This is a genomic window from Chrysosporum bergii ANA360D (genome assembly GCF_029891735.1).
Classification (GTDB): domain Bacteria; phylum Cyanobacteriota; class Cyanobacteriia; order Cyanobacteriales; family Nostocaceae; genus Umezakia; species Umezakia bergii.
In genome coordinates, this window is the sequence record NZ_JANQDH010000050.1 from 20,429 (window position 1) to 46,292 (window position 25,864).

23 protein-coding genes and 1 pseudogene are annotated in these 25,864 nt (G+C 42.6%); 12 read left to right on the forward strand and 12 right to left on the reverse strand.

The window, feature by feature from the left end:
- Positions 1 to 110: 110 nt before the first annotated feature.
- From NWP17_RS07875 to dpsA, 3 genes are all read right to left on the reverse strand, one after another.
- Complete coding sequence (locus NWP17_RS07875; protein WP_280654362.1) at positions 111 to 1,067, reverse strand: RNA polymerase sigma factor, RpoD/SigA family; 957 nt, start codon at positions 1,065 to 1,067, stop codon at positions 111 to 113.
- Between the two features lie 418 nt (positions 1,068 to 1,485).
- Positions 1,486 to 4,734 (reverse strand): carbamoyl-phosphate synthase large subunit, encoded by a 3,249-nt coding sequence (gene carB / locus NWP17_RS07880; RefSeq protein ID WP_280654363.1) that lies wholly within the window; start codon positions 4,732 to 4,734, stop codon positions 1,486 to 1,488.
- 500 nt (positions 4,735 to 5,234) lie between these two features.
- Positions 5,235 to 5,783, reverse strand: a complete 549-nt coding sequence (dpsA, locus tag NWP17_RS07885) for a DNA starvation/stress protection protein DpsA (RefSeq protein WP_280654364.1) — start codon at positions 5,781 to 5,783, stop codon at positions 5,235 to 5,237.
- A gap of 530 nt (positions 5,784 to 6,313) precedes the next feature.
- On the opposite strand from dpsA, the gene NWP17_RS07890 reads away from it, so the two are divergent.
- Together NWP17_RS07890 and NWP17_RS07895 are read left to right on the forward strand one after the other, a co-directional pair.
- Positions 6,314 to 6,571 carry an Asr1405/Asl0597 family protein gene (locus tag NWP17_RS07890; protein ID WP_280654365.1) on the forward strand — a complete coding sequence of 86 codons (258 nt, stop codon included), beginning with the start codon at positions 6,314 to 6,316 and terminating at the stop codon, positions 6,569 to 6,571.
- A gap of 57 nt (positions 6,572 to 6,628) precedes the next feature.
- Positions 6,629 to 7,285 (forward strand): (2Fe-2S) ferredoxin domain-containing protein, encoded by a 657-nt coding sequence (locus tag NWP17_RS07895; RefSeq protein ID WP_280654366.1) that lies wholly within the window; start codon positions 6,629 to 6,631, stop codon positions 7,283 to 7,285.
- Positions 7,286 to 7,489: 204 nt separating this feature from the next.
- On the opposite strand, the gene NWP17_RS07900 is transcribed toward NWP17_RS07895, so the two are convergent.
- Both NWP17_RS07900 and NWP17_RS07905 read right to left on the reverse strand, forming a co-directional pair.
- Positions 7,490 to 8,617 carry a Rid family detoxifying hydrolase gene (locus tag NWP17_RS07900; RefSeq protein ID WP_280654400.1) on the reverse strand — a complete coding sequence of 376 codons (1,128 nt, stop codon included), beginning with the start codon at positions 8,615 to 8,617 and terminating at the stop codon, positions 7,490 to 7,492.
- Between the two features lie 46 nt (positions 8,618 to 8,663).
- Entirely contained in the window at positions 8,664 to 9,116 is a 453-nt protein-coding gene (locus NWP17_RS07905) for an NUDIX domain-containing protein (protein WP_280654401.1), read from the reverse strand.
- Positions 9,117 to 9,171: 55 nt separating this feature from the next.
- Between NWP17_RS07905 and malQ the strand changes: the two genes are divergently transcribed.
- Positions 9,172 to 10,680, forward strand: coding sequence for a 4-alpha-glucanotransferase (malQ, locus tag NWP17_RS07910; RefSeq protein ID WP_280654367.1), 1,509 nt, complete (start codon positions 9,172 to 9,174; stop codon positions 10,678 to 10,680).
- Between the two features lie 150 nt (positions 10,681 to 10,830).
- Here malQ and NWP17_RS07915 read toward each other — a convergent pair whose 3' ends face one another.
- Positions 10,831 to 11,601: a helix-turn-helix domain-containing protein gene (locus tag NWP17_RS07915; protein WP_280654368.1), complete on the reverse strand. Its 771-nt coding sequence runs from the start codon at positions 11,599 to 11,601 to the stop codon at positions 10,831 to 10,833.
- Positions 11,598 to 12,392, reverse strand: coding sequence for a pseudouridine synthase (locus tag NWP17_RS07920; protein ID WP_280654369.1), 795 nt, complete (start codon positions 12,390 to 12,392; stop codon positions 11,598 to 11,600). Before NWP17_RS07920 ends, NWP17_RS07915 begins: the two co-directional genes overlap by 4 nt.
- 98 nt (positions 12,393 to 12,490) lie before the next feature.
- Here NWP17_RS07920 and NWP17_RS07925 point away from each other — a divergent pair, with 98 nt between their 5' ends.
- The gene (locus tag NWP17_RS07925) at positions 12,491 to 13,198 is read left to right on the forward strand and encodes an LmeA family phospholipid-binding protein (protein WP_280654370.1); all 708 of its coding nucleotides are present in this window, start codon (positions 12,491 to 12,493) and stop codon (positions 13,196 to 13,198) included.
- A gap of 18 nt (positions 13,199 to 13,216) precedes the next feature.
- On the opposite strand, the gene NWP17_RS07930 is transcribed toward NWP17_RS07925, so the two are convergent.
- Complete coding sequence (locus tag NWP17_RS07930; protein ID WP_280654371.1) at positions 13,217 to 14,086, reverse strand: phosphatidate cytidylyltransferase; 870 nt, start codon at positions 14,084 to 14,086, stop codon at positions 13,217 to 13,219.
- A 56-nt stretch (positions 14,087 to 14,142) separates the two neighbouring features.
- On the reverse strand, positions 14,143 to 14,745 hold the full coding sequence (cbiT, locus tag NWP17_RS07935; RefSeq protein WP_280654372.1) for a precorrin-6Y C5,15-methyltransferase subunit CbiT: 603 nt from the start codon (positions 14,743 to 14,745) through the stop codon (positions 14,143 to 14,145).
- 157 nt (positions 14,746 to 14,902) lie between these two features.
- Here cbiT and NWP17_RS07940 point away from each other — a divergent pair.
- Positions 14,903 to 15,070: pseudogene (locus NWP17_RS07940) on the forward strand (serine/threonine protein kinase); the annotation flags it as partial.
- Between the two features lie 27 nt (positions 15,071 to 15,097).
- Positions 15,098 to 15,271 carry a Sec-independent protein translocase subunit TatA/TatB gene (locus tag NWP17_RS07945; RefSeq protein ID WP_280654373.1) on the forward strand — a complete coding sequence of 58 codons (174 nt, stop codon included), beginning with the start codon at positions 15,098 to 15,100 and terminating at the stop codon, positions 15,269 to 15,271.
- A 40-nt stretch (positions 15,272 to 15,311) separates the two neighbouring features.
- Here NWP17_RS07945 and cphA read toward each other — a convergent pair whose 3' ends face one another.
- Both cphA and NWP17_RS07955 read right to left on the reverse strand, forming a co-directional pair.
- On the reverse strand, positions 15,312 to 18,011 hold the full coding sequence (gene cphA, locus NWP17_RS07950; protein ID WP_280654402.1) for a cyanophycin synthetase: 2,700 nt from the start codon (positions 18,009 to 18,011) through the stop codon (positions 15,312 to 15,314).
- Between the two features lie 175 nt (positions 18,012 to 18,186).
- On the reverse strand, positions 18,187 to 19,050 hold the full coding sequence (locus NWP17_RS07955) for a cyanophycinase (RefSeq protein WP_280654374.1): 864 nt from the start codon (positions 19,048 to 19,050) through the stop codon (positions 18,187 to 18,189).
- Positions 19,051 to 19,680: 630 nt separating this feature from the next.
- Here NWP17_RS07955 and trmD point away from each other — a divergent pair.
- The 6 genes from trmD to argH all read left to right on the forward strand — a co-directional run bounded on the left by trmD (position 19,681) and on the right by argH (position 25,527).
- Positions 19,681 to 20,391 carry a tRNA (guanosine(37)-N1)-methyltransferase TrmD gene (trmD, locus tag NWP17_RS07960; protein WP_280654375.1) on the forward strand — a complete coding sequence of 237 codons (711 nt, stop codon included), beginning with the start codon at positions 19,681 to 19,683 and terminating at the stop codon, positions 20,389 to 20,391.
- 63 nt (positions 20,392 to 20,454) lie between these two features.
- Positions 20,455 to 20,937, forward strand: coding sequence for a 2-C-methyl-D-erythritol 2,4-cyclodiphosphate synthase (ispF, locus tag NWP17_RS07965; protein WP_280654376.1), 483 nt, complete (start codon positions 20,455 to 20,457; stop codon positions 20,935 to 20,937).
- Positions 20,938 to 21,089: 152 nt separating this feature from the next.
- Positions 21,090 to 22,877: an ABC transporter substrate-binding protein gene (locus NWP17_RS07970; protein ID WP_280654377.1), complete on the forward strand. Its 1,788-nt coding sequence runs from the start codon at positions 21,090 to 21,092 to the stop codon at positions 22,875 to 22,877.
- Between the two features lie 50 nt (positions 22,878 to 22,927).
- Complete coding sequence (larB, locus tag NWP17_RS07975) at positions 22,928 to 23,701, forward strand: nickel pincer cofactor biosynthesis protein LarB (RefSeq protein ID WP_280654378.1); 774 nt, start codon at positions 22,928 to 22,930, stop codon at positions 23,699 to 23,701.
- Positions 23,702 to 23,831: 130 nt separating this feature from the next.
- Positions 23,832 to 24,038, forward strand: coding sequence for a hypothetical protein (locus NWP17_RS07980; RefSeq protein WP_280654379.1), 207 nt, complete (start codon positions 23,832 to 23,834; stop codon positions 24,036 to 24,038).
- A 103-nt stretch (positions 24,039 to 24,141) separates the two neighbouring features.
- Positions 24,142 to 25,527 carry an argininosuccinate lyase gene (gene argH / locus NWP17_RS07985; protein ID WP_280654380.1) on the forward strand — a complete coding sequence of 462 codons (1,386 nt, stop codon included), beginning with the start codon at positions 24,142 to 24,144 and terminating at the stop codon, positions 25,525 to 25,527.
- A gap of 139 nt (positions 25,528 to 25,666) precedes the next feature.
- On the opposite strand, the gene NWP17_RS07990 is transcribed toward argH, so the two are convergent.
- Complete coding sequence (locus NWP17_RS07990; RefSeq protein WP_280654381.1) at positions 25,667 to 25,834, reverse strand: hypothetical protein; 168 nt, start codon at positions 25,832 to 25,834, stop codon at positions 25,667 to 25,669.
- Positions 25,835 to 25,864 lie beyond the last annotated feature (30 nt).

Here is a 25,864-nt window from a genome sequence, read left to right on the forward strand (position 1 = left end):
AAGTCGGTGGAACCGTACCTCAAGTAGTGTATTTTCTCCTTTCAGTGTAGTGGTGTTTGGCTGTGAACAACAAGCATTTATTGGTTAGAGTGGGTTAATTGGGTTTAAACTTAACTCACCAAATATTCGCTTATGTTGGCTTTTGATTTGCGAAGTTTTGTTAAGGCTTCTCTTTCGATTTGCCTTACTCGTTCTCTGCTGATGTTGAGTACATCGCCTACTTTTGCCAAAGTTAGAGCTTGTCCATCAAGCAACCCAAAGCGTAGTTTAATCACTTCTTGTTGTTGGGGTGTGAGTTCACCCATCAATCGCTCTATGTCAAGAGAGAGAGAAGATTGCATGACAAATTCTTCTGGGGAAGCGCCTGGATCTTCTAACATTTCTCCCAGTTCGGTGTCGTAGTTATCGCCCAACCGCAAATCTAAAGATAGTGGTAAACGCGCTTTTTCTAGATACTCTCGTACCTGCTTTGGTGTCAAGTCTAATTCTTGGGCTAGTTCAGCCGCTGAGGGTGCGCGTCCTAGTTTTTGAGATAAGTGGCGCTGTGCTTTTTTAATTTTATTTAATTTTTCAGTAATGTGAATTGGTAAGCGGATGGTACGAGCTTTTTCGGCTATGGCTCTGGTGATGGCTTGACGTATCCACCAATAAGCGTAGGTGGAAAATCTGTAACCTTTGGTGGGGTCAAATTTCTCTACGCCCCTTTGCATCCCGATACTACCTTCCTGAATCAGGTCCAGAAGATCAACGTTGCGCTTTATGTATTTTTTGGCAACTGATACCACTAGACGCAAATTGGCTTCTACCATCTTGCGTTTAGCAATTTCACCATGGGCGATGGCATTTTGTAACTCTGCTACTTCTAAATTAGCTGTTATAGCCCATTCTTCTAGACTTGGTTCTCGACCTAACTGGTCGATAAGAGAATCCCTGACATCGTGCAGAACACGGGAAAATTGCACCTGTTTGCCATAGTGAATTTCTTCCTCGTGGGTTAGGAGTGGTACACGGCCAATCTCACGCAGGTAAGTCCGCACGAGGTCTGTGGCTGTCTGAGCGGTCTTCATGGGGCTACTGTTTGGTAATGATGGATTTGGCGGTGGGTTCGTTAACTATATAGATGCTCCTGCTGGGTCTTACTCAGTTAGACTGATAACCTATGGTCAGGGTTGCAATTTATGCCTCCGATGTTGTCGGCTGCTCATATTCATCAAATTTAAGGTTTTGACTCTTGGTGGCTACAGTGTTTCCTCATTTTTTTACAACTGTCTAAGGTTGGATAAAACGTAATAAACAAAAAGTTTATGTATCTGAGATTATTAACAATTGTAACCTTTATGAGAAAAAATGAAAAGACCCCCGGCTATATTTTTTTAGTTCAGTAGTTCATGTGATCCGTGTATATGTGATAATTGTTACTAATTTTCTTTGGTCATTATTGAATAATCCAAAATCCAAAATTGAAAATTTAAAGTTTAAAGTTGATTAGCAGTAATCTTGGATTACTTTTACATCTAAAGTTGTATTTTGTAATGATTCGATGGCTGCTACAGTGGCTCTTGCTCCGGCGATGGTGGTAATGATGGGGATTTTGTAGGCTAAGGCTGTGCGTCGGATTAATCTAGCGTCGGTTTGGGCTTCTTCCCCGGAGGGTGTGTTGATGATTAGTTGAATTTTTTGATTTTTAATGGCATCTAGGACATGGGGACGACCTTCATGGAGTTTTAGCACTAATTCCACATCTAACCCATGTTCCCGTAGGACACGACGTGTCCCGGTGGTGGCGATGACTGCAAAGCCTAATCGTATTAGTTCTTTAACTACATTAACGGCTTCGGATTTGTGGCGATCGCTCATGGAAACAAATACGGTTCCTTTGAGGGGCAAATGTTCTCCTGCTGCTAGTTCTGCTTTAGCAAAAGCCTGGCCAAAGTTTTGGTCGATACCCATTACTTCACCTGTAGATCGCATTTCTGGACCGAGTATGGTATCCGTGCCTGGGAATTTATTAAAGGGTAATACTGCTTCTTTGACGGCGATATGAGACGGAATCACTTCTTGGGTAAAGTTTAACTCTTCTAAGGTTTTACCGGACATAATTAAAGATGCTAGTTTTGCCAAGGGTATGCTGGTGGCTTTAGAAACAAAGGGAACTGTGCGGGAGGCGCGGGGGTTGGCTTCGAGAATATAAACTTGGGGAGAATAAGTTTGAGCCCCCACTACTGCAAACTGAATATTCATCAATCCCACCACTGATAAGGCTTGGGCTAGTTGTACTGTCCAGGTACGGATTTGTTGGAGAACGGCTGGTGATAGGGAGATGGATGGTAAGGAACAGGCAGAGTCTCCTGAGTGGATTCCTGCCTGCTCTATGTGTTCCATAATGCCACCAATCACTACTCGTCCTGTATGGTCTGCAATGGCATCTACATCTACTTCGATGGCGTTTTCTAAGAATTTATCAATTAAAATTGGGTGTTCTGGTTCCACTAGGACGGCAAAGGTCATGTAGCGTTCTAACTCGGTATCAGAATAAACGATTTCCATCGCCCTTCCTCCTAATACGTAACTAGGACGCACTACTACGGGGTAGCCAAGGCGTTTAGCAACAATCAGCGCATCTTCGTAACTGCGAGCAATGCCGTTGGGGGGTTGGGAAATGTTCAATTTGGCGAGGATTTTCTCAAATCTTTCCCGATTTTCTGCCATATCAATGGAGTCTGGGGAGGTTCCCCAAATTTTAGTGGGCAAAGAGGGATGATGAGTGAGAAATTCTTGTAGGGGAACTGCCAATTTTAAGGGGGTTTGTCCGCCAAACTGAATAATTACTCCCTGGGGGTTTTCAGCTTCGATAATGTTAATTACATCTTCTTTGGTTAATGGCTCAAAGTACAGGCGATCGCTGGTGTCATAATCTGTGGAGACTGTTTCAGGATTAGAATTGACCATGATGGTTTCAAATCCTGCTTTTTTTAAGGCATAGGCAGCGTGACAACAACAATAGTCAAACTCTATTCCCTGGCCGATGCGGTTGGGACCACCGCCTAAAATCATGACTTTGGGCTTGGTTGTGGGTAATACTTCGGTTTCTGCTTCGTAGGTGGAATAATAGTAGGGGGTAAAGGCTTCAAATTCAGCGGCACAGGTATCTACTGTTTTATATACTGGGACAACTCCTAATTCTTTGCGGTAGTTGCGGACTTCATCTTCGCTGGTTTTTGTGGCAAAGGCAATTTGGCGATCGCTAAAACCATGACCCTTTACCTCATATAACTGCTCTTTTGTCAACTGTTTTAAAGGGGTTCGTTTCAGGAATTTTTCTACATCTAGGAGTTGCTGCATTTTATCTATGAACCACGGGTCAATGGCTGTGAGTTCGTAAATTTCCTCAGTGCTTAACCCTAGTTGTAAAGCATGACGCACGGAGAAGATTCTGTCTGGATGAGGTGTTCGCAGTTGAGCGCGAATTTGTTCTCCACTAGGTAATTTTTCTGCTTGGTCGCAACCCCAACCGGCCCGCCCAGTTTCCAGGGAACGCAATGCCTTTTGGAAGGATTCATTAAATGTCCGCCCAATGGCCATTGCTTCGCCTACTGACTTCATTTGAGTTGTCAGCACTGGTTGGGAACCGGGGAATTTTTCAAAAGCAAAGCGGGGGATTTTGGTGACTACATAGTCAATGGTGGGTTCAAAGGATGCGGGAGTTTGTTTGGTGATATCGTTTTTAATTTCATTTAGGGTGTAACCTACAGCCAGCTTGGCGGCGATTTTGGCAATGGGGAATCCTGTGGCTTTGGAAGCCAAAGCTGAACTACGGGAAACACGGGGATTCATTTCAATAACTACTACATCGCCATTTACAGGATTAACTGCGAATTGGATATTAGAACCCCCGGTTTCTACACCAATCTCGCGGATAATTTTAATTGCCATATCCCGCAGGCGTTGATATTCTTTATCAGTTAGGGTTTGGGCGGGAGCCACAGTAATGGAGTCCCCTGTGTGGATGCCCATGGGGTCTAGGTTTTCGATGGAACAGATAATCACCACGTTATCTGCTAAATCCCGCATTACTTCTAACTCGTATTCTTTCCAGCCCAGTAGAGACTGGTCTATGAGGATTTGGGAAACAGGACTAGCATCAATGCCTACCTGTGCCATTTCTTCAAATTCTTCTTGATTGTAGGCAATACCTCCGCCAGTACCACCCATGGTAAAGGCAGGACGAATAATCAGGGGATAAGTGCCTATTGTTTGGGCGATGGCTTTGGCTTCTGCTAAAGATGAGGCTGTACCACTAGGACAGACTTGTACTCCTATCTTGGCCATAGCCTGATTAAACAGTTGGCGATCTTCTGCTTTTTCAATAGCTGCTAACTTAGCGCCAATTAGTTCCACGTTATACTTATCTAGTGCCCCGTTTTTGGCCAGGGCGACAGCAATATTGAGAGCAGTTTGTCCTCCCATTGTGGGTAGGAGAGCGTCGGGGCGTTCTTTAGCAATTACTTTTTCGACTATATCCGGTGTGAGCGGCTCAATGTAAGTGCGATCGGCGGTTTCCGGATCAGTCATAATGGTTGCTGGGTTAGAATTGACTAATACTACTTCATACCCTTCTTCTCGCAGGGCTTTACAGGCTTGAGTACCGGAATAGTCAAATTCACAAGCTTGTCCAATTACGATGGGGCCTGAGCCTAACAGTAGTATTTTACGGAGGTCTTGACGGCGGGGCATAGTTGTTAAGTTGGAGTACGAGAATACAAATCCTGATTATTTTAAGGGTCTTTGCCCTTACTCACACTATTTATTATTATTTATTATTAAGTTTTCCCTGTTGTTGAGTACCTCACTCCCAGCCCCTGTCCTCCCAGGAGAGGGGGGTAAGGTTGTTTTATTACTCATTAGTCAATGTTGTGGTGCGAGCATCTTGCTCCGTACTGTTGCCAAAAACTTCGCTAAAATCCAAAACTAAAAATCAAAAATCAAAAAATAACCCATGTAATTTGTAAATAAAATGGCAGAGAGTAGTCAAAATACTCCTGCCATATTGATAATTATTGTGGTTAACACTGCAATTTTTAGAGGATGTTTTCAAATTCCTTTTTGATGTATCAAAAAGTTTTCTCTCCCCCTAAATACTCCTTAAAAAGGAGCAACCCTTGGTAAGGGTTCAATCGGGTCTAACATCATAATTAATTAAAAACTTTGGCTAATACCCTATCACAGCACTAATATTAAGCACGTTGGACAAAGCCTAAAGTTAAGCTATCTTTGGCTAAGAAGTGACTTAAATGGTAAGCTCTTTCTTCAGTTTTTAACAGAATTTGCTCATAAAGATAGCGGGTACCACGGTCGCCTAAACTCTCTGCTTGAGCGGCTTGACGACGAATCACGTTAATTATGGCTTGTTCTGCCGCTAGGTCATTTTCTATCATTTGGCGGCAAGAATAAACTCCGTCGCTTTCTGGTTGAAAACAGGTTAATTCTGCTAATTTGCTAAAACTGGCAGCTGGTACACCACCTAATCCGTTTAAGCGTTCGCCAATTTCATGGATGTGATTTTGTACTTGCTCATAGCTGTCACTAAAGAACTCATGCAGGGAATAGAATTCTGCACCTTCTACTACAAAATGATGCTTTTGGTATTGCAGGTATAAGGCTTGAAAGCTGGCTAATACAACGTTAAAACCTTCTGTGACTGGAGCGGTCACACTACGATCTAGTAATACGGGATTATCATAAACCTCGCCAAAAGTTTGCAATAAGGTTTGTGTATCGGACATTGTTCTCCTCGCTTTTTAACAGTGGTGTCTCTTAACTGCTTATATTTTATATGTTAACAAAAAAAATAAAAACATCCATAATTAATGTCAAAAAAATTATAATTTTTTTTGGTTAAAATTGGTATTTTTTCTCATTAGGAGGATGATTTAACTTCTATCATCTAGTGTTTAGTTAGAACTAATGAGAATATTTAGAAATTATTTGCTCAACATTAATACTTTGAAACTCAACTTCCCCCAAGTTTTTGTTTGTATGTCACTAAAAAAGTTAGTTTTGAGACATTTAACTATGGTGTAAGGAGTTTTACTTGTCTCTGAGACCTCATAAACTGCCTAGTCCTGACTACTGACCGCTAGATGAGTAACCGGACATTCAGACAAAGTTTTGATATCTTTTACTAATACAGTTGAGAATTGTTTGCACTTAAGCTATGATGACAAGAAGAGGTTGCACTCCCAATAATTTCTTGGCTTAGGGGGTTGAAACACTGTATTTACCGTAGTTTATTGGCACGATGAGGGCTAGTCTCTTGAAACCGTTCAGTTCAGAAATCGAGAAAAATTTTGTTGTAGGAGTAGACTGGGCAGACCGATGGCAAGTCTATCAACGCTTACAAGAGCTAGATATTCCCTGTTGGTGTGAGGCTAACGAGCCATTAAGGGTTGGCATATCAAACCCTTTAGCAATTGTTCAACTTTGGTCTGTAATGCAGCGATTAACAGCATCTAGGCTAGATTTAATTGGTGGTCTGGAACAATGCTGGAAAAGTAGCTACGGAAAGTTGTGAAGTTTTGCCATATAACAGATGTTCAGACTAGGTTTAGTTAGGAATAGGTTAAAGAAAATGAGTACATCCTATAGTACGGAAGTTTCCGAGTTTTGCTTGGAAGGAAGATTTATCGACTTTGTGATCAAAGATGGTTACAAGCTCAAGGGCTTATTGCTGAGAACTGCTGAGGGAGAATGCTATGTTAAACTAGCTAAACATTTACGGGCAGCTTTTGATTTGCGTTTACCACCGGATACTTTGCTGCAAGTTGTCGGTTATAAAAAGCATGATCTAAAGAAGGATAAAGTTACCTTAAAGGCGGAGCGTGTCATGGCTGCACGTTCTCCTGTGGGGAAAGTTGGCGATTTTACCCCCGTACAGGAAGATTCTATAACAAAGACTACTAATACCAAACCAGGTAAAAGTAAATACACTATTTTGGTGTGTCAAAAGTCTGACTGTATGAAACTTGGTGGTAAGGCAGTTTGTCAAGCTTTGGAGGCTGCTTTAAGTAATGGGGGTTTGGAAGACCAAGTGGTTATTAAGGGTACTGGCTGCATGAAAAAATGTAAGGCTGGACCGAATATAGTTATGCCGGACAAAACCCACTATAGCCGCATTCAAGCGGCTGAGGTGGCGGCAATTATGGATAAGCACTTTGGCCAGGAGAGGGGACAACAGCAACCTGACCATTGCTCAGAGGTGGTAGTGCGTCCGAATGGGTTTTGGTAAAACTGCTGCTTAAGTTGTGATTTTTGATAAAAAAAATTTAATTTTCCCAATTTTTCCTAAGAGTCTTAAATACAGCGATCGCCTAAATTTTGCTATAGTTTCTGTGGTGATCGGTTAATGCCATTAACCATCTTTGGTATAATTTTGTAGAGAGGTTCCATGGAACATCTCTACATTCTTGCTGAGAGATGATTGGATTTTGCTTTATGAGATTACGGCAATACAATCAATTTCTACTAAAACATCTTTTGGCAACCGAGAAACCTGGACGCAAGCACGGGCTGGGGCTGTTTCTTCGGGGAAGTATTTAGCATAAACTGCATTGACTGCGGCAAAATCATTCATATCAGCTAAAAATACTGTGGTTTTGACCACGTTGGCAAAACTGGCACCAGAGGCTGTGAGAATAGCTTGTAAATTAGCCATGACCTGCTCTGTTTGCTTTTTCACATCATCTGTGTAAACAATATCACCTATCCGAGGATCAATGGCAATTTGTCCAGCTACAAATATCATCTGACCAGAAGCGGCGATCGCTTGATTATAAGGACCCACGGGAGCGGGTGCGTTATCAGTACGAATTACTTGACGAGTCATATATGTCACTTTTTCTAATAGTGTTTCTTCCTTGCCAACTTCCTCCTCAGAGGTTGTTGCTTGGTAAACTTCCCCATCGGGCATTATCGCACCGGTGAGGTCAGCATTTTTAAAGGTAGCACCGTAAATATTTGCCCCGGTTAAATCTGCTCTTCTCAGATTTGCACCATCTAGATTTGCTTTCATTAAATTTACATTTCGCAAATCCGCTTTATCTAAATTTATTCCTTGAAGAATGGCATTTCTAAAATTTACCCCATTGAGGTTAGCTGCTCCCAAATCAGCCTCAGCAAGATTCGTTCCAGAAAAATCTCTTCCAGTTAAATCAACTGCCCCAAACTTGGCTAGATGTAAGTTAGCATTTTTGAAGTAAAGACTACTTATAATTGCTTTGCTGAAATTAGCCTGAAACAAATTAGCTCCAATAAAGTTAGCCTGATTCAGCATCGCCTGACTTAAATCAGCACCACTCAAATCTGCTAAACTGAAATTTGCAGACTGACTGTCTTGTACATTTGTTAAATTTGCCCCTCTCAACGATGCTCTAGTAAAGTTTGTCCCTGTTAGATACGCTTTGCTCAGGTTAACATCATTTAGTTCAGCCCCTGTCAAGTCGGCATTTTCTAGGATTATTCCACTTAAATCAGCACCTTCAAGGTTTATTCCTCTTAAACTTGCCTTTTGAAATTTCCGAACACCCTGTGCATATTGTTTTAACAATTCCTCAGCATCCATAACCAAGCTCCCCAAAATACCACTTAACCCAGTATAATCGCCAAAATTATCTCTTTTCTCCCGACTGAAAACCAAACCGGGGACGCAGGCCATAATGGCGATACCGCCAATAATCCTGCAAAATCTGGTCATGGTCAAAACATAAATTACTAGGTACACGCCAAGGCTCAAAAATGCCTACATCCTTAGCATCATCACCGGCTATTGGTTCTCCGGTGGCAGTTGCTAAAAACACAATACTAATGGTATGCTGACGGCGATCGCGGCTGGGGTCAGAATAAACTAAAAATTGTTCAATTAACTCTACGTGCAACCCTGTTTCTTCCTCAGCTTCCCGCCTGGCTGCTACTTCCACAGGTTCACCATAATCTACAAACCCACCGGGTATAGCCCAACCCAAGGGTGAGTTATGTCGTTCAATTAAAACTATCGGTCGATGTGGGCGATCTACCAACTCAATAATGATGTCAACCGTGGGTGCGGGATTTTGATAACTTATAGTCATAATATGATAGATTCGATGGGATGACTTGTTTCTATGTTTGAATTTAGATATGCCTTTTCCAAGATCCAGTGGTATTTTGTTGCATCCTACATCTTTTCCCAGTCGATTTGGTATTGGTGATTTGGGATTAGAGGCCTACAAGTTTATTGATTTTCTCAGAGACAGTTACCAGCAATATTGGCAAGTCCTACCTTTAGGACCCACTGGATACGGTAATTCTCCTTATGCTGCTTATTCAGCAATGGCGGGAAACCCCATGCTGATCAGTCCAGAACAACTACAGGAACAGGGTTTATTAGCGGAGGAGGACTTTGTTAATATACCAGTATTTGACCAATGTCAGGTAGATTATGAGCAAGTCAAAGCGGTGAAAATTCCCTTGCTCAAAACAGCTTGCCAGAATTTTAAAGTTAAGGCAACACCTTTGCAAAAAAAGGAATTTGCGGGTTTTTGTGAGAGTAAAGCTTATTGGCTCGACGATTACGCTTTATTCATGGCACTAAAAGATGCCCATAATGATACCAGCTGGCATACTTGGGAGAAGGAATTGGTGAAGCGGGAACCCGCAGCAATAGAGCAAGCTAAACAGCAGTTAGCCTCGGAAATTTTTTATTATCAGTTTATCCAGTTTGAATTTTTCCGCCAATGGTCTGAACTGAAATCTTATGCCAATATGAGCGGGGTTTACATTATTGGGGATATCCCTATTTATGTTGCTCAAGATAGCGCTGATGTCTGGGCGCACCCGCATATCTTTTGTTTGGATGAAGAAACCAGAGAACCGGCTTTAATGGCAGGAGTTCCACCAGATTATTTTAGTGAAACTGGTCAATTGTGGGGTAATCCTGTTTATGACTGGGAAGAATTACAAAAACAAGATTTTAAATGGTGGGTTGGTCGCTTTGAAGCAATGCTGGATTATATAGATGTAATTCGCATCGACCATTTCCGGGGTTTTGAGGCTTATTGGGCTGTGGAACAAGGGGAAGTCACTGCTATGAATGGGGAATGGATGAAAGCACCGGGCGAGGAATTATTTGATGCCATTAAAGATAAACTGGGTACACTACCTGTTTTAGCGGAGGATTTGGGGGTAATTACCCCAGAGGTGGAGGCTTTGCGGGATAAGTATGACTTTCCGGGGATGAAAGTTTTGCAGTTTGCTTTTGGTTCTGATCCCGGTAATCCTTTTTTACCGTTTAACTACACACGCAATGCTGTAGTTTATACGGGAACTCACGATAATGATACAACTGTAGGCTGGTTCAATCAAGCTAATGATTGGGAAAAGCGTAATTTATTAATGTATTTGGGTTGTATTAGTTCTGAAGGTGTCCACTGGGATGTCATTCGACTAGCATTGAGTTCCATTGCTAATCAAGCAATTATTCCTTTGCAAGATGTGTTGGGTTTGGGAAGCGAAGGGCGAATGAACTTTCCCAGTACAGCTGAGGGTAACTGGGGTTGGCGTTATCAGCAGCCAATGTTAACTAAAGAACTGAGCGATCGCCTGAAAAATCTGACTCAATTGTATGGACGCGCTCCCCAGGAGAAATGAAACAGCGGGGTTAGATATGATTATTTATACATCTAACCTTGTATAGCGTTTCTTAAACATAGGCGATAACAAATACGAATCTTAGAAATTTTGTAGTGCGGGCATACTTAGACTAGTCTCAGTAAAAGTCTTGCCCGCTCATTTACAAAATTAAAACCTAGGTTTAGCGCCTATCTTGATTTCTTTTTCTTTCCCTGGTTCTCCCAGGGCTTGGGCTGGTTGTTGATTGATAGTCATCAACAAACTGCCTGCATTATCAGTTTTTACTGTAAGTTCCTTTTTGGCTTTCCAGGTGCGCTGAGTTCCTTCCGGGAGAATCCCCTCAAACTCAATTTTGCCATCAGCCACTACACGAATCCAAGACGATGCTTTCAGCGTGACACCAACATTTACTGACTGACTGTCGTTGATGTGATTATGGTGATTTAATTGATCTAATTGCGGTTTTAAAACTGTTTTTTTCCTTAAATTTTGACCGCTTTCGCTGACAGTTGCGTTATTTAGTAATTGAGATAGGCTACTTACAGAACATACAATGACAAATATGTAAAGAAAGTAAAGGTGAAGAGGACGCAGTGCAATAATTGACTGATGTTTTAGAGTAGTTGTTAAACTCACTGTGGGAGAACCTATAGGAAAATTCCTGGAAAATTCTACTCCATTTAAGCTTAATGCGTCGGCAAATTGCCTGATTAAACCCTGAATATAAACTGGTTCCGGCAATTCGTCTAACTTACCTTGTTCGATTGCCTGTAACAACCGTTGAGGAATTTTCGTCAAAACTACCATTTCTTCCATTGACAAACCCCGTTCTTGACGAGAAGCCCACAGACGACCGCCAAGTTCTGCCAATTTTTCCGATTGTTGTTGTTTTAACGAAACCTTCGGCTGATATTGGTCTTTACTTTTTAGCCATTTCATGCTTTTGTTTCGCTCCTGACATCAAATGAATTTTTAACAGGTAGATGCTTAATACACTCTTGCAAAAAGCGAATTTCAGCATCTTTAAGTAAACGATATTTACCCTCGGTTAAAAAGGGTAATTTTGGCGTTTTTAATTGGATCGGGCCTATGGAAGTACGATGTAGCTTAATTACTGGATATCCCAACTGTTGGGCTACACGGCGAATTTGTCTGTTTCTCCCCTCTTTTAAAATTATTTCTAAATGTGTATTTTTGGCAAGACTTTCTATTAAAGTCACTTGAGCGGGAAGTGTTTTTTTTCCGTCCAAGACCACGCCTTCACGCCAATTCTCCAGCACTGCTAGGCTGGGATGTCCCTTAATCAACACCTGATATGTCTTAGGAATACTGTGACTAGGATGGGTGAGTCCAAAAGTCAGGTTACCATCGTTAGTTAAAATTAATGCTCCTGTTGATTCTGCATCCAAACGACCCACTGGGTGCAGACCTGAACCTAACCGTAATTGAGTAGGAAGTAAATCCAAAACGGTTTTTCTTCCTTGAGGGTCGTAGCAGGTGGAAACTACCCCGGCTGGTTTGTGTAGTAATAAGTATATTAAGCGCGGTCGCTGTTGCGGCGATAGTTGCTTACCATCTACTGAAATTTTGTCTCTTTGTGGGTCAACTTTTTGACCTAAATGGGCTACTATACCGTTGATGCAGACACGCGATCGGCGGATCATTTCTTCAGCCTCACGGCGTGAGGCAATACCCCATTGAGCTAAAATTTTTTGTAACCGTTCCTCCATGTGTGAATTACTTTGTATACTCTAAACGTTATGTTTGGTGCTGACTGTCCATCAATGTTAAATTAAAGGCTTATTTGATTTGAGTTAGTGATAGTTCTATGGAAAAGCTCCCAACTAAAAATTCATACAACATTCGCATTGTTACTAATATCCTCACAAAAGCCCTGAAGCTGTGGTTGAAATCCCAGGTCAGCCAAGTATCTCAGTTAGAAGTTGAGATCAAAGCCAGCGATGGGCAAATTCTTTCAGGTTGTATTCCCCGGGTTTCTATTACTGCTAGTGATGCTGTGTATCAAGGTCTTAATATTACACGCATTCAACTTGCCGCAGAAAATATTCAGGTGAATATAGGTTCCATACTCAAAGGTAAACAACTAAAATTATTACAAACAGTACCAGTGTTTGGTGATCTCGTTGTTGATGAGCAGGATCTCAACAGTTCTTTATCATCAGAACTGTTATCTAGGGCTTTAGGTGAAGCAATGTTGAAAATATTACCAGAACCATGCTTAACGTTAAATAATCTCTCTTGGCAAAAAATAAGACTTGATGAAAATCAGATCATACTCAATACCATTTTATCACCTGGAAGTCAACCCCAGTCGCTGGAAATTTATTTAAATTTAAACTTAATTAGCAACCATGAGTTAAAGCTAGAAAATATCCAAGTGATGGAAAATAAAGTACCACTCTTGCAGCATGAGCATGGTGACACTTTGGATCTTGGCTCGGATGTGGATATTCAAGAATTGAGTTTACTTCCCGGTCAGCTAGTGTGCCGAGGAAGAATCAACGTCAATCCATGAAAAAGGCGGAGTGCTGACTTAGATATTTGCTATCAAAGGCAACAAGAGCGTAACAAAATAGTAGACTAACGGAGCCGTAAAAATGTAACTATCCGTGCGGTCTAAGATGCCACCGTGACCGGGGATCAGCTGGCCTGAATCCTTAACCCCTGCATCACGCTTGAGCATAGATTCTGTGAGGTCACCTAAAATACTGGAAATACCAATCAGCGATCCTAATGCCAAACCAGTCAATAAAACTTTTGGCAAATGTAAATAATAAGTTCCTGCTAAGGCCACGGCAATGCTGGCTGTGACTCCAAAAACTGCACCTTCAACAGTTTTTTTAGGGCTGATGTCAGACAAACGGGTTTTACCAAAAAATTTACCGACAACGTAAGCGCCAATATCAGATGCCCAGATACATAAAAAAGTAAGCACTGTTAGGGTTAATCCTGTTTGTTGCCAAATATTAGCCCAATCTGTAGGCCAGTAACCAGCTAAGGGAAGGTTACTGTTAGCTAAACTACCGAGATTGCGTAACCGCACCCAGTAACTCGATAAATAACCAACATAAAATAATCCCATAATGGAGGCGGAAATATCGGAAATGGTGGCCATTTTCGGCTGAAACAACAGGTAAAAACAAATCATTGTCCCAGCGATAGGCATGACAGCATCAGCTAAACTACCGTCAACCATACAAATCACTAATAAAACTTGGCTGACAAACATGGTGGTTTTAGCTGCAGGAAATATACCCCTAACTCGCACCAAATTAAAATATTCTTCTTGACCTAAAAATACCATTACCGCAATGGCAATGGTAAAGTACCATCCACCCAATAGGGTGGTTACCAAAGCAAGGGCGATGGCAATAATTCCACTAATAATGCGAGACCAAGGCATAGAAGTTAGTGTGAGGTGTTATTTATCCTTTATCCCTCAGTTTTCATCCTGGGAATCTAGTCTAGTTTCTCACCACTCAGGATAAAAATGGGATCAACAGCTGCAAAAGTTTGAGAAAAGCCCCGGGTCTCCAAGCGGTTAACGGCTGATTGGACAACTTCAATATTTCTGGCTCGCAACATAGAGAAGCTTTGAGAAATAGCATACAAGCCTTCTAAATTAGCGGCTGTGGCTACAACTCTACCTGATGGGGGTAAATAATTCCATACTGCCGGCAAGATATTTTGTATGGGTTTCCCTCCCTCAATGCAAACCCGGTCAGGGGTTACTTTAAGATTACGCAAACACTCAGGAGCGCTACCTTCAATTACTTCTACATTTTTCACTTCAAAGCGATCGCAATTGTGCCTAATTAAATTAGCTACTTCTTCGTCCCGTTCCACGGCAATAATCTGTCCGTGGGGACAAAGTAGCCCGGCTTCTACGGGAATTGTCCCGGTCCCCGCGCCAATATCCCACAATACTGAATCAGGTTTTAGCCGCAGTTGAGAAATCAATAATAACCGAAGTTCTCGCTGGCTCAAGGGAATACCAGGCAAATTTTCAAACAATTCATCGGGAATACCAGGGGTAACATAAGGCCAAAGTTGGGACGGCATAGAAATACAGATTTATACTAAAGATATGAGCTTGTTCAGTGTGACTGAACCGAGTTTAGAACGACGGCCAAGTTCTGCTGTGGAGGTTCTCCAAGGTTTGAATCGATCGCCTTTGCAGCAGCCCCGGACCATTAATATTATCAATATCAAACCTGCCTCTGAAGGTGATAAAACTTCTGTACCGGCACAATTAGAAATTTGGGCAGGAGTACATAAATACACCCTTAGTGTGAATTCGGGATCTATTAAATGTGAAGCAGAACTAGAATGGTTAGCCCATGAATTAAGTGATTGGTTGGGTATGGAAATAAGTGTTTATAGTTAATGAAGACGGTTCAACAGGAGAAAGATAATGTTTGGATTGGGATGGCCAGAAGTAGTGATAATTGCTATAGTGGCTTTAGTAGTTTTTGGTCCTAAAAAAATTCCTGAGTTGGGAAATGCACTAGGTAAAACCTTAAGGGGTTTTAAGGAAGAATTAAATTCTGATCATGATGAGGGCAATGCTGAAAAAGAACAGCAATAGTGGATGGTAGAGACGGGATCACCTCGTCTCTACTGTGTGACTAGGGAAAAGTGTTGATCACGGAAGATTTGACCCCTTGGCTATCTGTAATTGTTGTAGAGGTGTTTTGTGGCTCTACTTCCTCTATGACTAAACCGCGCACCTTGATTAACTTGATGGCTCGACTGACGCTTTCTGGCAAAATTACCACCAGACTGTTATCGGGAGCCATATCTAAGGCTTTATTAATGGCTGCGGTTTCGTCTAAGACTGACTCATAACGACAGTTGGGATTAACTTGGGTTATCCCTCTGATAATCAAATCAGCAGCCGAACCCCGTGACCTTCCCCTGGTGTCATCATCTTCTTTGACGATAATGTAGTCAAAAATCTCTGCTGACAATTTACCCAAGGTAACGAAATCTTCATCACGGCGATCGCCTGGTCCACCAACTACGCCAATGCGTTGGCCTGTGTTCCAGTTGCGGACAAAAGAACCCAAGGCTTCATAACTGGCGGGATTGTGAGCATAATCTACTAAGGCGTGGTATTGGCCTAAGTTAAATAAATTCATCCGTCCTGGGGTTTGACTTACGGAAGCGCGGAAGGTCTTTAAGCCAGCACGAATTTGCTCAATTGTGACATTTTGGACAAAGGCTGCCAAGCTGGCGGCTAAAGCATTGGCAATCATGAACGGCGCACGTCCACTCATGGTCAAGGGAATATTTTCTGCCCTTTCGATTCGGTGGGTCCAATCACCTTTGACGACTGACAGATAACCATTTTCGTAAACTGCGGCTACTCCTCCTTTTTCTACGTGCTTCCGCACTAATTCTGAATCAGGATTCATAGTAAAGTAGGCTACATTGGCTTTTGTTTTTTCTGCCATGGCTGCAACACGGTGGTCATCAGCGTTTAACACTGCATAACCATCGGGAAATACTGCTTCTGCCACTACACTCTTTAAATTAGCTAACTGTTCAATAGTATCTATATCACCTATACCCAGATGATCAGCAGATACATTTAACACTACACCCACATTAGCATTGGCAAAACCTACCCCTGATCGGAGAATACCACCACGAGCCGTTTCTAGCACTGCTACTTCTACAGTGGGGTCTTCTAGAATCAGATGGGCACTTTGCGGTCCGGTGTTGTCTCCAGATTCAACTAAATAATCACCGATGTAAGTTCCATCTGTAGTTGTATAACCTACTACTTTTCCTGTTTGTTTATAAATATGTGCTAACAGTCGAGTGGTAGTGGTTTTACCATTAGTACCTGTGACACTTAAGATAGGAATCAGGCTGGAGTGTTCGTTGGGAAACAGCATATCCAGAACTGCTCCTGCAACGTTGCGGGGAGTGCCAACACTGGGGGCAACGTGCATCCTGAAACCAGGAGCGGCGTTAACTTCTACCACCACGCCGTCCATTTCTCGGATGGGACGACTAATATCTGTGGTGACAATATCCATGCCGGCGATATCCAAGCCAATAATTTTGACTATCCTTTCTGCCAGCCACACATTTTCTGGGTGGATTTCATCGGTACGATCTATGGCAATACCACCTGTGCTTAAGTTAGCCGTTGCACGCAGGTAACAAGTTGCTCCCTTTGGTGGTATACTTTTGAGGGTGTAGCCTTGTCGTTCTAGGAGTTGGTAGCTGTTGTGGTCTAGTTCAATTTTGGTGAGGATTTTATCATGACCTTCACCGCGATTTGGGTCTTGGTTGGTTTCGGTAATCAGTTCGCTAATGGTGGATCTGCCATTACCAACTACGTGAGCGGGCACACGTTCGGCTACTGCTACTACTTTGCCGTTGATAACTAGCACCCGATGGTCTCGCCCTGGGTAATAGCGCTCAACAATAATTGAGCGGGAAACAAGTCTGGCTGCGTCGTAAGCGGCTTCAGCTTCATCCGAGTTTCTAATATCAATGGTAATGCCACGTCCGTGGTTACCATCTGATGGTTTGATGACTATGGGGTAGCCGCCCACATATTCAATAGCTTCTTCTAGGTCATCCAAAAAGTTGATCACAGTACCTTTTGGTACTGGCGCTCCAGCAGCAGCAAGAATGCGTTTAGTTGCTTCTTTGTCGCAAGCTAGTTCTACACCTAAAATGCCGGTGTGATTGGTCATGGTGGCTTGCAGGCGCTTTTGATTTACACCATAGCCAAGTTGAATTAAGAAGCGAGCGCTTAACTGCGTCCAGGGAATACCTCTTTTTTCGGCTTCTTTGACAATGGCTTCTGTGGAAGGACCCAAGGAAGATTCACGCCATAGGTCTTTCAGGTCTAAGATGTCTTGCTCCAGTTCTGCTTTTGGATAACGACCTCTATCAACGATACTTTGGCACAGCCGCACAGCTGCTCGTCCAGCGTAGCGTCCCGCTTCCTCATTCAGGTACTCGAACACTACCTGGAAAACTCCAGGGGTGGCGGTTTCGCGGGTGCGCCCAAAGCCGACGGACATTCCAGCTAATTCCTGAAGTTCTAAGGCTACGTGTTCCACGATATGGCCCATCATGGTACCTTCCTTGACTCGCATCAGAAAACCACCGCGACAGCCCGGCGAGCAGTAGTGACCTTCCAAACTTGGCAGCGCTTCTACCAATCCTTCATAAAAGCTGGGGATTTCATTTGACGGGATATCGGCAAGTTTTTCTAAATCAAGGCGCATGACGATCAGTTTATGGCGTCGAATGCTCCAGTAGTTTGGGCCGCGTAAGGTTTGGATCTTGAGGATTCTCATGGGAATAGGTAGATGGAGATTCGGAACCAAAATTCTAGTTTCTTACTGAAATTGACCGCTAAACTGTTTATTATGAACAGTTTTTTCTATTTTTATGGTATGCTTATAGTTTTTTACAAAAACAAAGCAACCAAGGCGGCGATCAATACAGTGTCACCGTTAATACGCTATTCTTTCAGTTGGAGATGCGATGCACGGCAGGCAACACAGTGCGCTGATACAAGTGATAGCGATCGCCATAACTGAGAATGTGGAGTCGTAAATTATGTACAGTTAGGGGTTCATTAGCACCGACGTGGGGTTCATTGGTATGAGTAACCTCTATGGGATCGACAATGGTGACACTGCCTTTGCCCACAACTTGTAACCAACCATCACGTTCAAAGACAGCACAGGTGTCTTCATCAATGCCAATACCGAGACGGTCTGGATGGGATGCGATGGCACTAATCAAGCGCCCCATGCGATTGCGATTATGAAAATGCTGGTCAACAATCACTTCAGGGATAAAACCCAAGCCCGTTGCCATATCGACCAAGGAACGATTTGGAGTTTCACCACTACCACCGCCTGCAATCATGTGATGTCCCATGACAGCAGCCCCGGCACTTGTTCCTGCTAGGGTCAGCTGTCCGGCTCGCACCCGTTGTCGGATAATTTCCATGGCTGGCGTATCTGACAGTACGCCACAAAGGCGTAATTGATCGCCTCCGGTCAGAAATACCCCCGTACAGGCTGATAGGGATTCTTTGACAGAAGATGTTTCACACTGTTCTCGCTCACGGATATCTAAAATTTCGACCTTTTCAGCACCCATTTCTTCAAATAGGCGAATATATCTACCACCGATGATAGCGGGTTCGCGAGATGCCGATGGGATAATTGTAATATAGGCCTTACTAGCACCGGCACGACCGAAAAAAGTTCTCAGGATATCGCGTCCATGAACTTTATCTTCTGCGCCTCCGATGACCATTACGGCGGTTTTAGTTGCTTGTGGTGTCCTCATTTCCAGCGATTTAGCTTTTAGTTGCGGCATTATGTTTCTCCTGTCAACAACTTCAGGTGAATTTACAAGGTAAGGTCATGGCTACACAAGCTGTTAGTAGGACTGAGCATTGATGGCGATGGCCACGCAAGCTATCACACTTTGCTTTTTTGAGTAGAAACCTATCTGAAGTTAACATTGGGGTTAATTGCCAATTTAACTTCTGGCTAGATTCACATGATATTGGTTTAACTTTCATGTGTTCTTTGCTGTTCCTTAAAGCCAGTGCCTTGTTTTTCACCTGTACACTTTTTCCAGACTGGCAAAATAATGCTTGGGAGACTAGATATGACACTTTTGCGCTGGGGTTTCCCCTTTGGAAAAAAATGTCTGTTTTACCTCTGGTATTCGGGCAAGCAGGTTTTAACACGCTTTTTTTGAGGCTAGGCCTGTGCATCCTGGAAGTTGTTAACTTGGTGAGATTATTAATTTAAATGTACTTGTGACAATATTTAAACACAAATTAAGTAATTACAAAAACTTTTGCTCCTACCTAAAATCAATAGTTCTGGTATTTTTAGTCACTATTGATTAAACTTATCTGTAGTTCTATCCTACATTGACTGATGGTGTTTGCTAGACATTCAAATTTAAGATTAGTGTTCTCGAATACGAATTACTGTGCGCTTTGATATAGTTACACTTTTTCCTGACTGTTTTACCTCAGTTTTAAGTTCTGGACTGTTGGCTAAAGCTTTGTCTAAACAGATTGCCCAGGTGAATTTGGTTAATCCTAGGGATTTTACCACGGATAAGCACCATAAGGCCGATGATGAACCCTATGGGGGTGGGGTGGGGATGCTGATGAAGCCAGAACCCATTTTTGCTGCTGTGGAGTCTCTGCCCAGTCTACCCCGCCGAGAGGTGATTTTAATGAGTCCCCAAGGTCAAACTATCAATCAACCTCTCTTGAAAGAGTTAGCGACGAATTATGACCAGCTAGTAGTCATCTGTGGACATTATGAAGGAGTAGATGACAGGGTGCTGTATTTGGTCACACGTGAGGTTTCTTTAGGCGATTTTATTCTGACTGGGGGGGAAATTCCTTCAATGGCATTACTCAATGGCGTGGTCAGGCTACTACCAGGAACTGTGGGTAAGGTGGAATCTCTCGAGGCTGAAAGTTTTGAAGAGGGGTTACTGGATTATCCCCAGTACACTCGCCCTGCTAATTTTCGCGGTTGGAAAGTCCCTGATGTCTTGCTATCTGGGAATCATGCCGCAATTGCCCGATGGCGACGTGAACAGCAAATCAAAAGAACAGGCGATCGCCGTCCCGATTTGCTGGAAAAATGGCAACAAAAGATCAAAAAAATGGAAAATAAGGATTAGAAAGTTGGGGGTTGAAAAACAAACCCTTAACCAATAACTCATCCCCTATCACTAACAAGGACTATGAACATTCGTATTGGTAACGGCTACGACATCCACAGATTAGTCAGCGATCGCTCTTTAATCTTGGGAGGAATCACCATTCCTCACGCACTGGGTTTGTTGGGGCATAGTGATGCTGATGTCCTCACTCATGCCATTATGGATGCCATGTTAGGGGCATTGTCTCTGGGGGATATTGGTCATTATTTTCCTCCTAGTGACCCTCAATGGGCTGGGGCGGATAGTTTGGTGCTATTAGCTCAAGTACATCAGCTGATTAAAACCCAAGGTTGGCACATAGGTAACATTGACTCAGTGGTGGTGGCGGAACGTCCCAAATTGAAACCGTATATTGAAAAAATGCGTGCTAAGTTGGCAACGGTTTTAGAATTATCGCCGCATCAAATTGGCATCAAAGCCACCACTAACGAAAAATTAGGTCCTGTTGGTCGAGAAGAAGGTATATGTGCTTATGCTGTGATTTTATTACTAGCTAGTGATTGATACATCCATAACAAGTAATGAATATCCCGATTTATATTGAAACCAACTTTTCAATGGCTATTGCGAAGATGAAGCAGGGATTAGATATTTCACTATGACACAACATTTTCTTGACTGGTTTAACTCTAGTCCATAAAAGTAAACGAAAAATTATGATATTAACTAACAAACTCTCTACTTGCATAAAACCTTTTTGGCTAGTAATAACTGTAATTGCCTTGATAGCAGCGGTTACAATCACCGGTTGCCATCCGTCTAAATTTAAAACTAAATCTGCTCAAGTACCGCAATTAGTTAACAGCATTCTTAGTGATCCTAAAACTTTTAACTATGCCCTTAGTTCAGAAGTACCCAATATTTTTAGTTTAACTTATGAGGGTTTAACTATCCAAAATCCCATGACTGGTGAAATAGAGCCAGACTTAGCAGAATCTTGGGAAACCACAGATGATAATTTGGGATTTATTTTTACTCTGAGAGCGGGTTTAAAATGGTCTGATGGGAAACCGTTAACGGTAGATGATGTTATTTTTACTTACAATGATATTTACCTCAATGAAGAAATTCCCACAGATACTAGAGATATTCTCAGAATTGGTGAAAGTCGGGCATTACCTAGGGTGGAAAAGATTGATAATCGGCGGGTTAAATTCACAACTCCAGAACCATTTGCACCTTTTTTAGGCAGTCTACAAATACCAATTTTACCAGCCCATAGTTTGGAAGAATCTGTCAAAATAAAAGATAAGGAAGGTAAGCCAATATTTCTGACTAAGTGGGGGGTGGATACTCCGGTAAATGAGATTATTGTTAATGGTCCTTACAAACTAGAGCGTTATGACACAAGTCAACGGGTGATTTTTCAGCTTAACCCCTACTATTGGCGTAAAAGCCCCCTAGGAGAATCTCAACCCTACATTGAACGGGTGGTATGGCCTATTGTGGAATCCACAGACACGGGATTACTGCAATTTCGTTCTGGTGGTTTGGATGTTGTGGGAGTGACACCAGATTACTTTTCTTTGTTAAAAAGGCAGGAAAAACAAGGTAATTTCACTATCTACAACGGGGGACCTGCTACGGGAACTTCTTTTGTTTTATTTAATCTTAATAAGGGGAAAAGAGATGGCAAACCGCTGGTAGATCCGGTGAAATCACGTTGGTTTAATACAGTTGAATTTCGCCAAGCTGTAGCTTATGCTATTGACCGACAAACCATGATTAATAATACTTTTCGGGGGTTGGGTCAAACCCAAGATTCACCAATTACGGTGCAGAGTCCTTTTTATCTTTCTCCAGAGGAAGGACTAAAAACCTATGATTATAATCCTGAAAAGGCTAAGGAATTGCTGAGAAAAGCTGGGTTTAAATACAATGCTCAAGGTAAACTATTAGATGGGGAAGGGAACCGGGTTCGGTTTACTTTACTTACCAATGCAGGAAACAGAATCCGCGAAGCAATGGGGGCGCAAATTAAACAAGATTTAGGTAAAATCGGGATGCAGGTTGATTTCACCCCCTTGGCATGGAACACTTACACAGATAAACTAGCTAATACTCTAGACTGGGATGCTTCTTTACTAGGATTGACTGGTGGTTTAGAACCTAATAATGGCGCTAATGTTTGGTCACCAGAGGGGGGATTACATATGTTTAATCAAAAACCCCAAGCTGGACAAAAGCCGATCACGGGGTGGGAGGTTGCTCCTTGGGAGGCGAGAATTGGTGAACTTTACATCCAGGCGGCTCAAGAGTTAGACCCAGCTAAACGCAAGGTAATTTATGCTGAAACTCAGAAGATTACACAGGAAAATTTACCTTTTATTTACTTAGTTAATCCTTATTCATTGTCAGCAGTGCGTAATAAATTCGCGGGTATTCAATACTCGGCTTTAGGCGGCGCATTTTGGAACATTTATGAAATAAAAATTATCAATTAGGGGAATAGGTCCCTAAGTACTTGATTCTATAACCCTATAAACAAATTACCGTGACTCACCCAGAAATTTTGCGATCGCTCATTCAATCAGTCGCCAGTGGTAAACTTACCCCTGATGAAGCCCTAGATTCTCTTAAGGATTTAACTTATGAATCTGTGGGGGAGTTTGCTAAAATTGACCACCATCGTCAACTTAGAACTGGTTTTCCTGAAGTAATTTGGGGTCCGGGTAAAACTCCCGAACAAATTGCTCAAATTATGGAGGTGATGCGCCTCCGTAACCCGGTAGTAATGGCAACCCGCATCGAACCAGCAGTTTACACTGCATTGCAACTGAAAATTAAGGATTTGCAGTATTACGAACTAGCGCGAATTTGTGCTATTAATCCCGCCGGGATGGAACCAAAAATTGGCGGATTAATTGGTATTCTCTCCGCGGGTACTGCTGACCTGGCTGTGGCTGAGGAAGCTGCTGTGACAGCAGAGTTGTCTGGCTTTCGTGTCCAGCGTCTTTGGGATGTGGGTGTGGCGGGGATTCATCGCTTGCTGAGTAATCGCCACGTGATTGAATCATCGTCGGTTCTGATTGTCGTCGCTGGAATGGAAGGTGCTTTACCCAGTGTGGTCGCGGGTTTGGCAGATTGTCCTGTTATTGCTGTTCCTACTAGTATTGGTTATGGCGCGAGTTTTAGCGGGTTGGCCCCTCTGTTAACAATGCTCAACTCCTGTGCTGCTGGTGTAGGTGTGGTGAATATTGATAATGGGTTTGGTGCTGCTGTTTTGGCGGGGCAAATTTTGCGAACAGCCGAGAAATTACGGGTGTGATATAGTACAATTTGAGTTGACCTGTCAAGCTATCGTAAGATTTTTATGGGTAGTCGGTGTTTGTGGGTTAAAATTCCTAAACTCGCTACCAAGGAAAACTTGCGGCTGTTCACCCATATATTACCAGGCCATGAACTATTTCAGTGATACGATATCTCAGTTAGTTTGGCATCTGCCGATCAATTTGATGATGTTAGCGCAAATTATTAAAGACCCAGATGTTTTAGGTCAGATGCAACAAGCTTGGAATAATTTTGTACAAACAGGACAAGTGTGGGCACTTTTGATTGGTTTGATCATGGGTTATATTTTCCGGAGTCTTACAAGTTACGGTTAATTTAGGCAGTGAATAGGGACAAAGAATGGGGACAAAATATCGGAAATAGTGATAAATTCCTCTGGTATTCTTAAACAACTACTCCCCATTCTCCTAATCGTCTATGAGCAAAGAAAAAACTTGGAGTCAACGATTTGAGTCAGCATTGCATCCCGCGATCGCTGGTTTTAACGCTAGTATCAGTTTCGATATTGAGTTAATCGAATACGACTTGACTGGATCTCAAGCTCATGCTAAGATGCTTGCTCACACAGGTATTATTTCTCCATCTGAGGGTGAACACCTGGTGGCAGGTTTAGAACAAATTCGCCAAGAATACCGCCAGGGGAAATTCCAGCCGGGGATTGATGCGGAGGATGTACATTTTGCGGTGGAACGGCGTTTAATAGAAATTGTTGGTGACGTGGGGAAAAAACTCCATACTGCGCGATCGCGCAATGATCAAGTAGGCACTGATACACGACTTTATCTCCGCGACCAAATTACAGCGATCCGCGGCCAATTGCGTGAATTTCAAAATGTATTGCTGGATATAGCCGAACAGCACGTTGAAACTTTAATTCCTGGTTACACTCACCTACAACGGGCCCAACCATTGAGTTTAGCTCATCACTTGTTAGCCTATTTCCACATGGTGCAACGAGACTGGGAACGTCTGAGAGATATAACTCCACGGGTGAATATTTCCCCCCTGGGATGTGGTGCATTGGCGGGTACAACTTTCCCCATTGACAGACATTACACAGCTGAACTGTTGAAGTTTGATCACATTTATGCTAATAGTTTGGATGGGGTAAGCGATCGCGACTTTATAATTGAGTTTCTTTGTGCTGGGAGCTTAATCATGGTTCATCTCAGCCGTCTTGCGGAGGAAATCATCCTCTGGTCATCGGAGGAGTTTGGTTTTGTCACTCTTAAAGACAACTGTGCCACAGGTTCCAGTATTATGCCGCAAAAGAAAAACCCAGATGTACCAGAATTAGTCCGGGGTAAAACTGGGCGGGTGTTTGGTCATCTGCAAGCAATGCTGGTAATTATGAAAGGGCTACCCCTGGCATATAACAAAGACCTGCAAGAAGATAAAGAAGGTTTATTTGATGGCGTTAACACCATCAAAGGCTGTCTACAGGCGATGACAATATTATTGCGGGAGGGCTTAGAATTTCGCACCCAGCGTTTAGCAGCGGCCGTGGATGAGGATTTCTCTAATGCTACCGATGTAGCAGATTATTTAGCAGGTAAGGGTGTACCCTTCCGAGAAGCTTATAATCTGGTAGGTAAAGTAGTAAAAACTAGTATTGCCGCAGGTAAGTTGTTAAAAGATTTAACTTTAGAAGAGTGGCAACAACTGCACCCAGCATTTGCCGAAGATATCTACACAGCTATTTCACCCCGTCAAGTTGTAGCAGCGCGGAACAGTTACGGTGGAACAGGTTTTGCACAGGTGAATCAGGCGATTGGTGCAGCCCGCGATCAAATGAGGGAATAAAAAATGTGAGAAGGAAATAGGGAGATGGTTATTGATCTGCCTTATTTCCTTTCATAATCATCACCACTAAATCAGGGCACCCACACATCATACACCCTGAAGTTGAAAAACATAAAGAACAGCGATTTCAACAGAGGGCTTATTCAGTATCAGCTGCTGTTGTTGTGTCTTCTTCTTCTTCACTCTTCGGCGATCTTTGTTGGAACCTTCTCTGCATTCTTCCTGTGGTAGTTCGTTTACGAAACTTTCTGGCATAAGCCTGGTTCCGTAGCGCCTTTTCTTTTTTCGGGTTACGGCGCTTGGCCATGTTCACCTCATTTAATAAACAACAAAAAAA